The organism is Saccharopolyspora sp. CA-218241, from assembly GCF_050954615.1.
Taxonomy (GTDB): Bacteria; Actinomycetota; Actinomycetes; order Mycobacteriales; family Pseudonocardiaceae; genus Saccharopolyspora; species Saccharopolyspora cebuensis.
Genome location: NZ_CP191860.1, coordinates 4,165,433 through 4,180,828 on the forward strand (window position 1 = coordinate 4,165,433; position 15,396 = coordinate 4,180,828).

At 72.5% G+C, this 15,396-nt stretch carries 14 protein-coding genes; 2 read left to right on the plus strand and 12 right to left on the minus strand.

Annotated features, from left to right (window positions below; translation table 11 throughout):
- Positions 1-249: 249 nt before the first annotated feature.
- Positions 250-1,515, plus strand: a complete 1,266-nt coding sequence (locus tag ACQP0T_RS19815) for a YibE/F family protein (RefSeq protein ID WP_433869428.1) — start codon at positions 250-252, stop codon at positions 1,513-1,515.
- On the opposite strand, the gene ACQP0T_RS19820 is transcribed toward ACQP0T_RS19815, so the two are convergent.
- From ACQP0T_RS19820 to ACQP0T_RS19835, 4 genes are all read right to left on the minus strand, one after another.
- Positions 1,478-2,062, minus strand: a complete 585-nt coding sequence (locus ACQP0T_RS19820) for a hypothetical protein (RefSeq protein ID WP_433869429.1) — start codon at positions 2,060-2,062, stop codon at positions 1,478-1,480. The two genes, ACQP0T_RS19815 and ACQP0T_RS19820, sit on opposite strands and share 38 nt — an antisense overlap.
- 104 nt (positions 2,063-2,166) lie before the next feature.
- Positions 2,167-2,802 (minus strand): hypothetical protein, encoded by a 636-nt coding sequence (locus ACQP0T_RS19825; protein WP_433869430.1) that lies wholly within the window; start codon positions 2,800-2,802, stop codon positions 2,167-2,169.
- Positions 2,799-4,061: a histidine--tRNA ligase gene (gene hisS / locus ACQP0T_RS19830; RefSeq protein WP_433869431.1), complete on the minus strand. Its 1,263-nt coding sequence runs from the start codon at positions 4,059-4,061 to the stop codon at positions 2,799-2,801. Before hisS ends, ACQP0T_RS19825 begins: the two co-directional genes overlap by 4 nt.
- Positions 4,061-4,762, minus strand: a complete 702-nt coding sequence (locus tag ACQP0T_RS19835) for an MBL fold metallo-hydrolase (RefSeq protein ID WP_433869432.1) — start codon at positions 4,760-4,762, stop codon at positions 4,061-4,063. Before ACQP0T_RS19835 ends, hisS begins: the two co-directional genes overlap by 1 nt.
- Before the next feature lie 188 nt (positions 4,763-4,950).
- Between ACQP0T_RS19835 and ACQP0T_RS19840 the strand changes: the two genes are divergently transcribed.
- A complete protein-coding gene (locus ACQP0T_RS19840) occupies positions 4,951-5,787 on the plus strand; it encodes a peptidylprolyl isomerase (RefSeq protein ID WP_433869433.1) in 837 nt (278 codons plus the stop codon).
- Positions 5,788-6,012: 225 nt separating this feature from the next.
- Here the strand turns inward: ACQP0T_RS19840 and ACQP0T_RS19845 are convergent, their stop codons facing one another.
- The 8 genes from ACQP0T_RS19845 to ruvC form a co-directional block, all read right to left on the minus strand.
- Positions 6,013-8,325: a RelA/SpoT family protein gene (locus tag ACQP0T_RS19845; RefSeq protein WP_433869434.1), complete on the minus strand. Its 2,313-nt coding sequence runs from the start codon at positions 8,323-8,325 to the stop codon at positions 6,013-6,015.
- Between the two features lie 187 nt (positions 8,326-8,512).
- Positions 8,513-9,049, minus strand: a complete 537-nt coding sequence (locus tag ACQP0T_RS19850) for an adenine phosphoribosyltransferase (RefSeq protein WP_433869435.1) — start codon at positions 9,047-9,049, stop codon at positions 8,513-8,515.
- 20 nt (positions 9,050-9,069) lie between these two features.
- Positions 9,070-10,257, minus strand: coding sequence for a protein translocase subunit SecF (gene secF, locus ACQP0T_RS19855; protein WP_433869436.1), 1,188 nt, complete (start codon positions 10,255-10,257; stop codon positions 9,070-9,072).
- 1 nt (position 10,258) lies between these two features.
- The gene (gene secD / locus ACQP0T_RS19860; protein WP_433869437.1) at positions 10,259-11,830 is read right to left on the minus strand and encodes a protein translocase subunit SecD; all 1,572 of its coding nucleotides are present in this window, start codon (positions 11,828-11,830) and stop codon (positions 10,259-10,261) included.
- Between the two features lie 340 nt (positions 11,831-12,170).
- A complete protein-coding gene (gene yajC, locus ACQP0T_RS19865) occupies positions 12,171-12,575 on the minus strand; it encodes a preprotein translocase subunit YajC (RefSeq protein ID WP_433869438.1) in 405 nt (134 codons plus the stop codon).
- A 478-nt stretch (positions 12,576-13,053) separates the two neighbouring features.
- Positions 13,054-14,121 carry a Holliday junction branch migration DNA helicase RuvB gene (gene ruvB, locus ACQP0T_RS19870; RefSeq protein WP_433869439.1) on the minus strand — a complete coding sequence of 356 codons (1,068 nt, stop codon included), beginning with the start codon at positions 14,119-14,121 and terminating at the stop codon, positions 13,054-13,056.
- 7 nt (positions 14,122-14,128) lie between these two features.
- Positions 14,129-14,719, minus strand: coding sequence for a Holliday junction branch migration protein RuvA (ruvA, locus tag ACQP0T_RS19875; RefSeq protein ID WP_345362342.1), 591 nt, complete (start codon positions 14,717-14,719; stop codon positions 14,129-14,131).
- Positions 14,716-15,294, minus strand: coding sequence for a crossover junction endodeoxyribonuclease RuvC (gene ruvC, locus ACQP0T_RS19880; protein WP_433873785.1), 579 nt, complete (start codon positions 15,292-15,294; stop codon positions 14,716-14,718). Before ruvC ends, ruvA begins: the two co-directional genes overlap by 4 nt.
- Positions 15,295-15,396 lie beyond the last annotated feature (102 nt).

The window sequence follows — 15,396 nt, forward strand, 5'->3', positions numbered from 1 at the left end:
CCCCTCACCTGGTCCTCGTTCGGGTGGTGCGGCGGCGATGTGATCCTGATGCCCCTCTTCGGGGTGGTGCGGGGCCTTGGCGCCCATAATTGCCGGGTGACTGAGCAGCCTCCCGCCGAACCGCCCGCGCACCGCCGGGGAAGGCGCCGGGCCGCCCGCCGGTCGAGCGCGCCGGGTCGCGGGCACGGTCACGGGCACGGCCACGGTCATGGCCACGGCCACGGGACCGCGCCGCCCTCGTCGCGGAAGGTGAAGCGGCTGCTGGCGCTGGCACTGGTGCCGTTCGCGCTGGCCGCGGTGCTCGGGGTGCTGCTGCTGCACCCGTTCGGGCAGGAGCGCAGCACCGGCGCGGACCTGGGGCTCGGGCAGCACCCGGTGCGGGGCGAGGTGGTCGCCGCCCAGGCCGGCCCGTGCACCAGCGGCGCCACCGGACCGGCGGCCGACGACTGCGTCGAGCTGCGCATCCGGATGACCGACGGCCCCCGGCCCGGCGAGACCATCGAGCAGGTGATGCCGACCGGGCCGAGCACGCCGGAGTTCGGCGTCGGCGACCGGATCGTGCTCAGCTACGCGGGCGCCAACCCGGAGCGGGCCTCGTCGTACCAGGTCGTGGACTTCCAGCGGGAGATGCCGCTGCTGGTGCTGGGGCTGGTCTTCGCCGCCGCCGTGCTGGTGCTCGGCCGCTGGCAGGGCCTCGCCGCGCTGGTCGCGCTGGGCATCACGTTCCTGCTGATCGTGGTGTTCGTGCTGCCGTCCATCCTGGCCGGACGCGACCCGCTGCTGGTGGCCGTGGTGGGCGCCGGGTTGATCATGTTCGTGGTGCTGTACACCACGCACGGGTTCTCGGCGCGGACCTCGACGGCGGTGCTCGGCACCCTGCTCAGCCTCAGCCTGATCGGGCTGCTCAGCGCCCTGTTCTCGGCGGCGACCCGGCTCACCGGGCTGGACGAGAACACCACCAACCTGATCGGCACCCTGGGCACCGAGATCGACGCCCGCGGTCTGCTGCTGGCCGGGATCGTGATCGGCGCGCTGGGCGTGCTCGACGACGTCACCGTCACCCAGACCAGCGCGGTGTGGGAGCTGCGCCGCGCCAACCCGACGCTGCCGTTCGGCCGGCTCTACGCCGCCGGGTTGCAGATCGGGCGCGATCACGTGGCCTCGGCGGTGAACACCCTCGTGCTCGCCTACGCGGGCACCGCGCTGCCGCTGCTGCTGGCCTACTCGCTGTCCGGCCGCAGCTTCGCCGAGATCGTCAGCTCGCAGGCGGTGGCGCAGGAGGTGGTGCGCACCCTGGTCGGCAGCATCGGGCTGATCGCGGCGGTGCCGATCACCACCGCGATCGCCGCCGCGGTCGCGGTGCGGGAGGCGCCCCCCACCACCGACGGCACGGGCTCCGGTGGCACGGTGGCCGAACGGGTGGCCCGCGGCGCGAAGCGGGGCGCGGCGATGCCGGTGCTCCGCCGCGCCTCGGAGATCAGTTCAGCGGAAGCTGGTACCCGAGGGCGAGGTTGAGCACCGCCGCGTACGTCAGGTACATCAGCCACAGGCCGGTGAGGGTGTGCGCCAGGCCCAGCGAGCGCTCGGCGGCCGACTTGCCGATGCTGGCGAACACCTCGCTGAGGTAGACCCAGGTCAAGCCGACGAACAGCACGCCGACCGGCCATTCCCCGGCGCTGAAGAAGACGATGATGCCGAGGATGGACAGCAGCGCGAAGGCCACCGCCATGCCCGCGTTCGGCTGCGGGTCGTTGCCCCGGTAGCGGTTCCACCCCAGCGAGAACCAGTGGATGCCGTAGGCCGAGAACGCCAGCGCCGCCATGTACAGCGGTGGTTCGTCGAACACCGGGAACCAGGTCAGCCCGCCGAAGAGGATGAGCCCGGTGACCAGTTGGCAGAACCCGGGCATCCAGATGCCCCAGGTGCCCACCGTCCGGTCCACCGACGGGCTCCGCGGTGGGAACCCGAACAACTCCTGCGGTCCCCAGATCAGATAACCGGTGCCCAGGCCGAAGAAACCGAGCGCCAGCGGCGGGAATTCGGACAGCGCGAAGCCCGGCACGGACCACCTCCGCCTACGTCGTCATCGTCGCCTCACCCGGATCGACGACGCGGAGCCGCGCCAAACCAACCGACCGCGGGTGTCACCCGTTCGCCGGAGCGCGCTCAGCCGAGTTCGGCGACGAAGCGGGCGACGGCATCGGGGTGCAGCTGCTGGGCGACGCGGCCCTCCGGGGCGGCCGAGGCGAGCCGGTACAGCGGGCGGTCGGGCGCCGCGTCGCCCCGGGCCTCGGCGCGCAGTTGCGCGACGATCAGCTCGGAGAGCACCAGCGCCCGGGTGTCACCGATGGCGGCCAGCGCGTCGGCGAGCCTGCGCAGCGCGTACACGCCGAGCTCCCGACCGCCGGTCCCGGCGTACATGGCCAGCGAGATGCTGATCGCCTTGCCCTTCGGCGGCCCGCCGACCAGCAGGTTCACCGTGCGGGCACCGCGCATGTCGGTGACGAACACGGCCAGCCGGTCGACCGTCTTCAGCTCCACCACCCGGGTGCCCACCGCCGTCACCGACACCTCGGTGCCGGACAGCCGCACCGTCTTGCGGGCCTCGGCGAAGGCCAGCAGCAGCAGCGGCAGCGCCACGACCGCGAACGTGAGGCCGAAGCCGAACGGACCCGCGAACAGGCCGACGACACCGCCGAGCGCCGCGCCGACCAGCAGCGCGGCGATGGCCACGTTGCGCGCCCGGGCGCGGATGGTCCTGCGGTCCAGCAGGTCGAGCGCGACCGGCTCGTCGGTGCTCATCGCGCCACGGCCTCGGTGACCACCTCGACCAGCGAGTCCAGCGGCACCGACCGCTGCTCGCCGGTGGTCAGCTCCTTGAGCTGGGCCGCGCCGGACTCCAGGTCGCGTTCGCCGAGCACCAGCGCGTAGCGGGCACCGGACCGGTCGGCGGCCTTCATCGCGCCCTTGAGGCCCTTGCCGCCGTAGGCGAGGTCGACCCGGACCCCGGCGCGCCGCAGCCCGCCCGCGGCGGCGACCAACCGGGCCTTGGCGGCCTCGCCCAGCGGCACGCAGTAGACGTCGCAGCGCGTCCGGTCGCCCACGGTGAGCCCCTCGGCCTCGCAGGCCAGCAGGGTGCGGTCCACCCCGAGGCCGAAGCCGACGCCGGAGAACTCCTGCCCGCCGAGCTCGGCCATCAGCCCGTCGTAGCGGCCACCGCCGCCGATGCCGGACTGGGCGCCGAGCCCGTCGTGGACGAACTCGAAGGTCGTCTTGGTGTAGTAGTCGAGCCCCCGGACCATCATGGGGTTCTCGGCGAAGGCCACCCCGAGCGCCCGCAGGTGCTCCTTGACCTGCTCGTAGTGCTCCTTCGACTCGGCCGAGAGGTGGTCGACCATCAGCGGCGCGTCGGCGACCAGCTCGCGCACCTCGGGCCGCTTGTCGTCGAGCACCCGCAGCGGGTTGAGCTCGGCGCGCTGCCGGGTCGCCTCGTCCAGCGGCAGCCCGCGCAGGAACTCCTGGAGCTTGGCCCGGTAGGCGGGGCGGCAGGTGCTGTCGCCGAGCGAGGTCAGCTCGATGCGGAAGCCGGTCAGGCCGAGCCGCCGGTAGCCCTCGTCGGCGATGGCGATCACCTCGGCGTCCAGTGCCGGGTCGTCCACCCCGATGGCCTCCACCCCGACCTGCTGGAGCTGCCGGTACCGACCGGCCTGCGGCCGCTCGTAGCGGAAGAAGGCCCCGCCGTAGTGCAGCTTCACCGGGAGCTGGCCGCGGTCCAGGCCGTTCTCGATGACCGAGCGGATCACCCCGGCGGTGCCCTCCGGGCGCAGCGTGACCGACCGGCCGCCGCGGTCGGCGAAGGTGTACATCTCCTTGCTGACCACGTCGGTCGACTCGCCGACGCCCCGCGCGTACAGCACGGTGTCCTCGAACAGCGGCAGCTCGATGTAGCCGTACCCGGCGCGCCGGGCGGCGTCCGCCAGGGTGTCGCGGACCGCCAGGAACGCGGCCGATTCCGGCGGGAAGTACTCGGGGATGCCCTTGGGGGCGGTGAAGGTGCTCATCAGCGGGGGTTCTCTGTCCTCGTCACGGCGTCGGCAGCGGGCAGGCCCTGCAGGAAGGGGTTGCCCGCGCGCTCGCGCCCGATGGTCGTCGTCGGTCCGTGGCCCGGCAGCACCACCACGTCGTCGGCCAGCGGGAGGATCTCCTCGGCCAGGCTGGCCAGCATCCGGTCGTGGTCACCGCCGGGCAGGTCGGTGCGCCCGATCGCACCGGCGAAGAGGGTGTCGCCGGACAGCAGCAGCCGCCCGCCCTCCTCGGCCTCGATGCCGTAGAGCACCGACCCGCCGGTATGGCCCGGGGTGTGGGCGACGTCGAAGCGCAGCCCGGCGACCTCGACCGGGGTGCCCGGCACCAGCTCGTGCACCTCGGCGGGCGCGCTCATCCGCAGCCCGTCGCCGAAGAGCTGCCGCCCGGCGGGGCCCAGCGCCGCGCCCGGGTCGGTGAGCATGTGGCGGTCGGCGGGGTGCAGCCAGGAGGCGATCCCGTAGCGCTCGCCCAGCTCGCCCGCGCTGAAGACGTGGTCGAAGTGGCCGTGCGTGAGCAGCACCCCGGCCGGGGTCAGCTCGTTCTCGGCGAACTGCTCGGCCAGCGGTTCCAGGGCGTCCTGCCCGGGGTCGACCACCACGCAGGGCCCACCGCGCCCCGGGGCGAGCACGTAGCAGTTGGCCTGCAGCGGTCCGACCGGGAAGCCGAGGACTAGCACGGGGCGACCTTTCCACCTACGACGACGTGTCGGACCCGGCTGCCCGGGTCGACGTCCAGATTATCGTCCCCGCTCCCGGGGCGGACGCCGCATGGCTCGCCGAACCTGAGGAGGGCTCTCAGGTTCAACCGGCGAGCGGCCCCATAAACTCCCCGCGACAACATCACCAAGGCCCGGGGAGGGAGCAGGTGCCCAGCAACGAGCAACGCCGCCAGGCGGCCAAGCGCAAGCTCGAACGCCAGCTCGAGCGGCGCGCCGCGCAGGCCAAGCGACGCCGGATGATCACGGCAGGCACCACGATCGCGGTGGTGATCGTGGTCGTCGTGGGCGTCTTCTACTTCACCAGGAGCGGCGAGGACACCCCGGCGGCGGCGCCGCCACCCCCGGCGCAGCCGGAGATCCAGATCCCGACCGAGCTCGCCCCGCCGCCGTCCCGGCCGACCCCGCTGCCCGACCCGGTGAGCTGCGAGTACCGCCCCGAGGGCGAACCCGCCAAGCCGGTGCAGCCGCCCGAGGGCGGCGAGGTCTCCTCGACCGGGACCGTCGGCGTCACGATGCGGACCAGCCAGGGCGAGATCCCGGTGACGCTGGACCGCGCGCTGGCCCCGTGCGCGGTGAACAGCTTCGTGAGCCTGGCCGAGCAGAACTACTTCGACCAGACCTCCTGCCACCGGATCAGCACCGAGGGCCTGCAGATGCTCCAGTGCGGCGACCCGACCGGCCAGGGCACCGGCGGCCCCGGCTACGCCTTCGACGACGAGACCTTCCCCGAGCTCCAGTACGGCCGCGGCTACCTGGCCATGGCCAACTCCGGTGCGAACACCAACGGCAGCCAGTTCTTCATGGTCTACGGGGAGGCTCCGCTGCCGCCGGACTACACGGTGTTCGGCACCATCTCCGAGGAGGGGCTGCAGGTCATCGACGAGGTCGCCCGGCAGGGCCACGACGGCTCCTTCGACTCCTCCGCGGGAGGCGGCAAGCCCAACGTCGACGTCACCTTCGAGGACGTCGTCGTCAACGCCTGACCCACCTGTTCGGGAGCCGAGTGAGGGGCACCTGCATCCGGCATGGTCGGATGAAGGTGCCCCTCACCCGCTTGAGCCACCCGGCACGCGGGGGACCGCAGGGCCAAGAATCCGGGGTGGTGCACGCGCACCACCCCGGACCAGCCGCCCACCCACCGCGAGCGACATCCGAACGCTGCCAGCCGCCGGGGGGCCGGGCAAGGAGATCCGGCCCGGAAAACCCGATCAGGCCGCGGACGTCACCCGGTACACGTCGTACACGCCCTCGATGTTGCGCACCGCCTTGAGCACGTGGCCCAGGTGCTTCGGGTCGCCCATCTCGAAGGAGAACCGGCTCACCGCCACCCGGTCCTTCGAGGTGGTCACCGAGGCCGAGAGGATGTTGACCCGCTCGTCGGCGAGCACCTTCGTGACGTCGGAGAGCAACCGGTGCCGGTCCAGCGCCTCGACCTGGATGGCCACCAGGAACACCGACGAGGCAGAGGGCGCCCAGTGCACCTCGACCAGCCGTTCCGGCTGCGTGCGCAGCTCGTCGGCGTTGGTGCAGTCGGTGCGGTGCACGCTCACCCCGCCGCCGCGGGTGATGAACCCGAGGATCTCGTCGCCGGGCACCGGGGTGCAGCAGCGGGCCAGCTTGGTCCACACGTTGTCGACGTCCTTGACCACCACGCCGGAATCACCGCGCGTCCGGCGGCCCCCCTCCAGCGTCGACGGGGTGGACCGCTCGGCGATCTCGTCGGCGGCCTGCTCCGGCCCGCCGATCATGGTCACCAGGCGCTGCACGAGGTGCTGGGCGGAGACTTGGCGCTCCCCGACGGCCGCGTAGAGGGCGGTGACGTCGACGTAGTGCAGTTCGTGGGCCACCGCGCCCAGCGACTCGGCCGAGACCAACCGCTGCACCGGCAGCCCGAGGCGGCGGATCTCCTTGGCGATCGCGTCCTTGCCGGACTCGATCGCCTCCTCCCGGCGCTCCTTGGCGAACCACTGCTTGATCTTGGCCTTGGCCCGCGGCGAGGCCACGAACGACAGCCAGTCCCGGCTCGGGCCCGACCCCTCCGCCTTGGAGGTGAAGATCTCGACGACCTCGCCGTTCTCCAGCTTGCGCTCCAGCGCGACGAGCCGGCCGTTCACCCGGGCGCCGATGCAGCGGTGCCCGACCTCGGTGTGCACGGCGTAGGCGAAGTCGACCGGCGTCGACCCGGAGGGCAGCGTGATCACGTCGCCCTTGGGCGTGAAGACGAAGATCTCCCGGGTGGCCAGGTCGTAGCGCAGCGACTCCAGGAACTCGCCGGGGTCGGCGGCCTCCCGCTGCCAGTCGAGGAGCTGGCGCATCCAGGCCATCTCGTCGACCTCGACGCCCGCCTGACCGCCGTTGCGGCCCTTGGTCTCCTTGTACCGCCAGTGCGCCGCGATGCCGTACTCGGCGGTGCGGTGCATCTCGTGGGTGCGGATCTGCACCTCCAGCGGCTTGCCCTCCGGGCCGATCACCGTGGTGTGCAGCGACTGGTAGACGCCGAAGCGGGGCTGGGCGATGTAGTCCTTGAACCGCCCGGGCATCGGCTGCCACAGCGCGTGCACCACGCCCATCGCCGCGTAGCAGTCGCGCACCTCGTCGACCAGGATGCGCACGCCCACCAGGTCGTGGATGTCGTCGAAGTCGCGCCCGCGCACGATCATCTTCTGGTGGATCGAGTAGTAGTGCTTCGGGCGGCCCTCGACCTTGGCCGACAGCCGCGCGGTGTCGAGCTGCCCGGACAGCTCGTCGACGACGGTGCGCAGGTAGGTGTCCCGCGACGGGGCCCGGTTGGCCACCAGTCGGACGATCTCGTCGTACTTCTTGGGCTGGAGGATGGCGAAGGCCAGGTCCTCCAGCTCCCACTTGATCGTGGCCATGCCGAGCCGGTGGGCCAGCGGCGCCAGCACCTCCAGCGTCTCGCGGGCCTTGCGGGCCTGCTTCTCCGGCGGCAGGAAGCGCATGGTGCGCATGTTGTGCAGCCGGTCGGACAGCTTGATCACCAGCACCCGGGGATCGCGGGCCATCGCGATGACCATCTTGCGGATGGTCTCGGCCTCCGCGGCGGCGCCCAGCTTGACCTTGTCCAGCTTGGTGACGCCGTCGACCAGGTGCGCCACCTCCTCGCCGAACTCGTCGCCGAGCCGCTCCAGCGAGTAGTCGGTGTCCTCCACCGTGTCGTGCAGCAGCCCGGCGATGAGCGTGGTGGTGTCCATGCCCAGCTCGGCCAGGATGGTGGCCACCGCGAGCGGGTGGGTGATGTAGGGGTCGCCGGACTTGCGGCGCTGGCTGGCGTGCTTGTCCTCGGCGACGTCGTAGGCCCGCTGGAGCAACCCGAGGTCGGCCTGCGGGTGCAGGTCGCGGTGCACCGCGGCCAGCGGTTCGAGCACCTGCTTGACCTGCGCCGCCCGCTGCGCGGTGATCCGGCGGGCCAACCGGGCCCGGACACGTCGCGTCGCCGAGGCGGGGCGCGGATCGGCGAGCGGCGCGCTCGCCGAAGCGGGGGACTCGACGTGTTGGCTCAACGCACGCTCCCGGCACAAAGGCGTCGTGGTCTCGTTCCTGGGACCCAGACGTCGAGAATAACGCCATCCGAGTGATCGGCCTTCCCTGGTGCGGGTGTGAAACGCCCAGCGGTCCCCTGGCGCTGGGGACCGGCACGCCACCGATCGGCCGGACCGATCGGACACCCACCCGAACGGGTGGTCCAGGTCACACGCTGAGCAGCGCGCGGATCTCCTCCCCGGCGATCTTGTCGCGACCTTCCAGCGCGGTCAGCTCCAGCACCACCGCCGCGGCGGCGACCTCGGAGCCCGCCTGCCGGACCAGCCGGCACGCCGCACCCAGGGTGCCGCCGGTGGCGAGCACGTCGTCCACCACCAGCACCCGCTGCCCGGCCCGCAGCGTGCCCGCGGGCAGTTCCAGGGTCGCGCGCCCGTACTCCAGGGTGTAGTCCACGCGGTCGGCGACCTCCGGCAGCTTGCCGGGCTTGCGCAGCCCGATCACCCCGGTACCGGCGGCCTGGGCGACCGCGGCGCCGAGCAGGAACCCGCGCGCCTCGACCCCGGCGACCACGTCGAACCGGTAGTCGCGCCCGAGCGCCCCGACCACGGCGGCCAGCGCCGGACCGTCGGCGAGCATCGGGCTGATGTCGCGGAACAGCACTCCCGGCTCCGGGAAGTCCGGGACCTCCCGGACCAGCTCGGCCGCCGCGCGCAACGCGCTGTCGGTCTGGTCCACCACCTGCACGGAACCCGCACTCCTCCTGCTCAACGCCGCCGCTTGCCCGACGGCTGCCGCGTCTTCCCGGTCGGGGTCTTGCCCGAACCGGCCGCGGGCTTGCCGTTCGACCGCTGGGCCCGGCGGCCGCTCGCGGTGCCCGCCGCGACGGCGGGGCGCTCCGGCGGCTCGATCCCGGCCTCCTTGGCCGCGGCCCGCTCGCGGCGCGCCAGCACCTTGGCGGCGTGCTCGCGGTACTTCGGGTCCCGCTCCTTGAAGTCCACCAGCAGCGGCGTGGCCAGCAGGATCGACGAGATCACCCCGGCCAGCATCCCGATGAGCTGGACCAGCGCGAGGTCCCGGAGCACGCCGACGCCGAGCAGCCCGGAGCCCACCACCAGCAGACCGGCGACCGGCAGCAGCGCGATGACCGAGGTGTTGATCGAGCGCGCCAGGGTCTGGTTGACCGCCAGGTTCGCCGCCTCGGCGTAGGTCCGCCGCGTCGTGCTCAGCAGGCCCCGGGTGTTCTCCTTGACCTTGTCGAAGACCACCACGGTGTCGTACAGCGAGAAGCCCAGGATGGTGAGCAGACCGATCACGGTGCTGGGCGTGACCTCGAACCCGATCAGCGAGTAGATGCCCGCGGTGACCACGACGTCGTGCAGCAGCGAGGCCAGCGCCGCGACCGCCATCCAGCGCTCGAAGTAGAACGCCAGGAAGACCGTCACCAGCACCAGGAACACGCCGAGCGCGATCAGCGCCTGCTGGGTGATCTCACCGCCCCAGGTGCCGCTGACCGCGCTGTCGCTGATCACCGCCGGGTTCGGCTGCCCCTGGACGTCCAACGGCCGCAGGTCGGCGAACAGCGCCTCCTTGACCTGCGAGACCTCGGCGGCGTCCAGCGACTCGGTCCGGATCTGGATGCTCTGGCTGTCCCCCGCGCCGACCGTCTGGACGGTCTCGGCGGGCTGGCCCAGCGCCTCCTCGAAGGAGGCCCGGACCTCGTCGTCCTCGATCGGGCCCTGCGCGCCGACGGCGGGCATCTGGATCTTGGTGCCGCCCTCGAAGTCGATGCCGAGGTTGAAGCCCTTGAACCCGACGGCGCCGAGGCAGATGAGCACCAGCAGGCCCAGCGACACGTACCAGCGGGCGCGCTTGCCGATGATGTCGAACGCGCCGGTGCCGGTGTAGAGCCGGTGGAAGATGCTGGTCCGCTGCTCGTTCCCTGGGGTCGTCACGTCACGCCTCCTCGGCGGTCGTCGGCTGACCCGTCCGGCGGCGAGCGGCGCGAGCCCGGTCGCCGATCCGCTGCACCGCACCGAGCCCGGAAACCGAGGGCTTGGACAGGAACTTGTTCTTGGAGGCCATCGCGACCAGCGGGTGCGTCACCAGGAACACCACGACCAGGTCGAGGACGGTGGACATGCCGAGGGTGAAGGCGAAGCCCTTGACCTGCCCCACCGCGAGCACGTACAGCACCGCGGCGGCCAGGAAGCTGACCGTGTCCGCCGACAGGATGGTGCGCCGGGCGCGCGGCCACGCCCGCGGCACCGCCGAGCGGAACGTGCGTCCCTCGCGTATCTCGTCCTTGAGCCGTTCGAAGAACACGATGAACGAGTCCGCCGTGATGCCGATGGCGATGATGAACCCGGCCACCCCGGCGAGGTCGAGGGTGAACCCGACCCATCGCCCCAGCAGCACGAGCACCGCGTAGACGATGCCGCCGGAGAGCACCAGCGACAGGATCGTCAGGATGCCCAGCAGGCGGTAGTAGAACAGGCAGTAGACCGCGACGAGCGCCAGGCCGATACCGCCCGCGATGAGCCCGGCCTCCAGCGAGGCGACGCCGAGGGTGGCCGAGACCGTCTCCGCCTCGGACTGGTCGAAGGCCAGCGGCAGCGAGCCGTACTTGAGGATCTCGGCGAGCTCGGTGGCGCTCTGCTGGTTGAACTGGCCGGAGATCATCGCGTTGCCGCCCAGCAGCGCGGTCTCGATGCTGGGCGCCGACACCACCTCGGTGTCGAGCACGAAGGCGGCCTGCTGGCCGACGTTGGCGGAGGTGAAGTCCGCCCACTTCTTGGCGCCCTCGCTCTTGAACTCGAGGTTGACCGTCCAGCCCTGGCCGCTCTGCGGCTGCGGCGGCTGGGCCATCGCGTCGGCGACCTGCTCGCCCTGGAGGAAGACGGGTTCCAGGAGGTACTTCGCGGTGCCCTCCTGGTCGCAGGTGACCAGCGGGCGCGTCGGGTCGTCGTTGCCGCGCAGCGGGTCCTCGGCTCCGCAGTCCAGGGTCTGCAACGCCTGCTGCAGCACGGCCGGATCGGTGCTCTGCCGGGTGGACTTGGCTTCCTCGATGAGCCGCTGCTGGTCCTCGGGCGACGGGGCCTGCGCGGGAGCGGCGTTCTGCGGCGTGGTGCCCGGCGGCGCCGGCTGCACCGGGACGGCGGTGGTGACCTTGCGGAAGTTCAGCTCCGCGGTCTGGCCGAGCTGCTTGGCCTGCTCACCGCCCGCACCGGGGACCGTGATGACCAGGTTCGAACCGTCCTGGGTCACCTCGGAGCCGCTGATGCCCATGCCGTTGACGCGGGTCTCGATGATCTGCCGCGCCTGTTCCAGCGACTCGTTGGTGGGCGGGGCGCCGTCGGGAGTGCGGGCGGTGAGCGTGACGCGGGTGCCGCCCTGCAGGTCGATCCCGAGCTTGGGGGTGGGCTTGCCGTCGCCGGTGAAGAAGACCAGCGAGTACAGCGCCACCACGATCAGCGCGAAGATCCCGAGATAACGCCCTGGGCGGATCTGCCCGGCCGGAGGTGCCACGGTGCGTCCGTCTCCCGTCCACGATCTACGTCTCCAGACCGCGCCAGCCCGGCGGACGACGCGGAAATCCGCCCCTCAGTCTGACAGGCCGGGTGCGCGGTCCCTCCGCCGCGGGGTGCTAACCGGAGGTGCACCGCTGGTCACCCGGGGTCGCCGGGGGTCGGCACAGGTGCGCGCCAGGCAGCACTGCCTGGCGCGACGGGTCCCGGCGCGAACCGGTCCGGCACCCGGTGGCGGCCGGAGCCGCCCTTCGGGTGCGGACGGTTCGGCGGGGTCGGCTCGGTGGCGTTCCAGAGCGGCGCCGGTCGTTCCACCGGCACCGCCCGGGCACCGAACCCGCTCAGTTCGCCTTCTGCTGCTCCGGCTCGGCGACCTTGTCGGTCTCGGCGGCCTTGTCGTCGGCAGCGGCCTTGCCCGCGTCCTCGGTCTTGCCGGTGTCCTCGACTTCATCGGCGTCGGCGGTCTCGACCGGCTGCTCCGCGGCGGCCTGGTCGACGACCTTCTCGCGCACGGCGGCGCGCACCCAGGTGGTGGTCAGGCCGGGGGCCAGCTCCAGCTCGATGCTGTCGTCGGCGGTGGCCACGACGGTGCCGAAGACGCCGGAAGTGGTCATCACCCGGTCACCCGCGGTCAGCGAGTTCTGCAGCTTCTGCTGCTCCTGCATCGCGCGCTTCTGCTTGCGCGCCTGCAGGAACAGCGGAACGGCGAGCAGGACGATCAGCAGGGGGAAGATCAGGGATTCCATCGTGCTCCGTTTCAGCGGACGCTAAGGGCCCAGCCCTCGCAGCACTGCGCCCGAATTGTTCGGATGTACAACCTCCAGTGTGCCAGGTCAACTGGAGGTAGCGGGCACCCTACTCCTCCGCCTCAGCACCTGTCGCCGAGCGCTCGGCTCCCAGCAGCGGTCGCGCGGCCCCCAGCAGCAGCTCGGGGCCGCCCCGAACAGCCCCGCGACCGCCGCGCCAGGCCCGGGTGTGCCTTCTCACCAGCACCACCCGCGCACCAGGCCCGCCACCCCTTCGGGACATGAGCGAGGGGCGCCCTTGCCCAAGTAAGGACCGCTTTCGCCAATGGCCTGCGTGGCGGTGCGGGTAGCGGAACCTCAGCGGCCTTCTCGCTGCGGGATCGCCTCCTGATGTACCAACGACGGCAAGGGTGCCCCTCACCTACCGGGACTCGCACCGCGCGCCGTTCGCGCGGACCGCCGTTCCGGGGCGCGGGGATCAGACGTCGAACAGGGTCGCTGATTGCCCGCCCGGGGCGTTCTCCGGCGCCGGCAGGCCCAGGTGCGCCCAGCCCGCGGCGGTGGCGACCCGGCCGCGCGGGGTGCGGGCGAGCAGCCCGGCGCGCACCAGGAACGGCTCGCAGACCTCCTCGACGGTGGTGGACTCCTCGCCCACCGCGACGGCCATCGAGGAGATCCCCACCGGGCCACCGCCGAAGGAGTGGACCAGGGCGCCCAGCACCGCGCGGTCCAGCCGGTCCAGGCCGATCTCGTCGACGTCGTAGACCTCCAGCGCGGCCCGGGCGATCTCGCGGGTGACCGCGCCGTCGGAGCGCACCTCCGCGTAGTCCCGGACCCGGCGCAGCAACCGGTTGGCGATGCGCGGCGTGCCCCGGGAGCGGCGCGCGATCTCCACCGCCCCGTCGTCGCGCAGGTCCACCCCGAGGATGCCCGCCGAGCGCCGGAGCACCTGCTCCAGCTCCGCCGGGACGTAGAACTCCATGTGCGCGGTGAAGCCGAACCGGTCGCGCAGCGGGCCGGTCAGCGCGCCGGACCGGGTGGTCGCCCCGACCAGCGTGAACGGCGCGATCTCCAGCGGGATGCTGGTGGCCCCGGGGCCCTTGCCGACCACCACGTCGACCCGGTAGTCCTCCATCGCGAGGTACAGCATCTCCTCGGCCGGGCGGGCGATGCGGTGGATCTCGTCGATGAACAGCACGTCGCCCTCGGCGAGGTTGGACAGCATCGCCGCGAGGTCGCCGGGGCGTTCCAGCGCGGGGCCGGAGGTGACCCGGATCGCGGCGCCCAGCTCGGCGGCGATGATCATGGCGAGGCTGGTCTTGCCCAGGCCCGGTGGTCCGGAGAACAGCACGTGGTCGGGCTGGTCGCCCCGGTTCAGCGCCCCGCGCAGCACCAGTTCGAGCTGCTCGCGGACGCGGGGCTGACCGATGAACTCCGCCAGGTGGTGCGGGCGCAGGGTGCGTTCGACGTCCTGCTCGGTGGCCTGCCGGTGCGGGTCCAGGGCGACCTCGTCGCGCCTCGGGCCGTCCTCGTCGAGCTCGGTCATGCCCGCCTCACTTCGGGCCCAGCTTGGTCAGGGCCTCGCGCAGCACCGCCGAGTTGTCCAGCCCGTCGTGCCCGGCCGCCAGCACCGCCTCCACGCTCTGCTCGGCCTGCTTGGCGGAGAAGCCGAGGCCGACCAGGGCCTCGGAGACCTCGGTCCGCAGCCGCCCGCGGTCCGGCCCCGACGGCGCGGGCGAGACCACCGCGCCGACCTTGTCCCGCAGTTCCAGGACCAGCCGTTCGGCGCTCTTGCGGCCGATGCCGGGGACCTGGGTGAGCACCGTCAGGTTGCCGTCGCCGAGCGCGTGGCAGAGCTGGTCGGGGGTGAGCACGGCCAGCGTCGCCAGGGCCAGCCGGGGGCCCACCCCGGACGCCGTCTGGAGCAGGCCGAACAGGTCCCGCGACTCGGCGTCGGGGAAGCCGTACAGGGTCAGCGAGTCCTCCCGGACGACCAGCGAGGTCCACAGCCGGGACTCCTCGCCCCGGCGCAGCCCCGCCAGCGTCGCCGGGGTGGCGTGGACGGCGAACCCGACCCCGCCGACCTCGACCACCGCGTGATCGAGACCGATGGAGAGCACCGGGCCGCGCACCGTTGAGATCACGGTCGACCTCCGTTCCGTGCCGAGCGCTGCGCCGCCTGCAGCCGCGCGCGGTGGTTGCGGGCCAGTTCGGCGGCCTTGGCCTCCACCGCCGCCAAGCGCTCCACCATCGGCGCCCGCCACAGGTGGCAGACGGCCAGGGCCAGCGCATCGGCGGCGTCGGCGGGCTTGGGCGCCGCGGCGAGCCCGAGGATCCTGGTGACCATCGCGGTCACCTGCTTCTTGTCGGCCCGGCCCGATCCGCTGATCGCGGCCTTGACCTCGCTGGGGGTGTGGAAGGCCACCGGGAGGTCGCGGCGCGCGGCGGCCAGCGCCACGACCCCGGAGACCTGCGCGGTGCCCATCACGGTGCGCACGTTGTGCTGGCTGAACACCCGCTCGATCGCCACGACCTCCGGGCGGTGGGTGTCCATCCAGTCCTCGACCACCTCGGCCACCGTCCGCAGCCGCAGCGCCAGGTCGTCGTCCACCGGGGACCGCGCCACGCCGACGGCCACGCAGCTCAGCTTCCGGCCCCGGCCGTCGACCACGCCGAGGCCGCACCGGGTCAACCCGGGGTCGACGCCGAGCACCCGCACCATGAGCTGACTCCCCCGCTGACCTGACGACTCCGGCCGTGAACACCCGTTCGAAGCCTAGCCGACCGGGATCACCGCCCCGGGTCCGACATGCCGACGCGA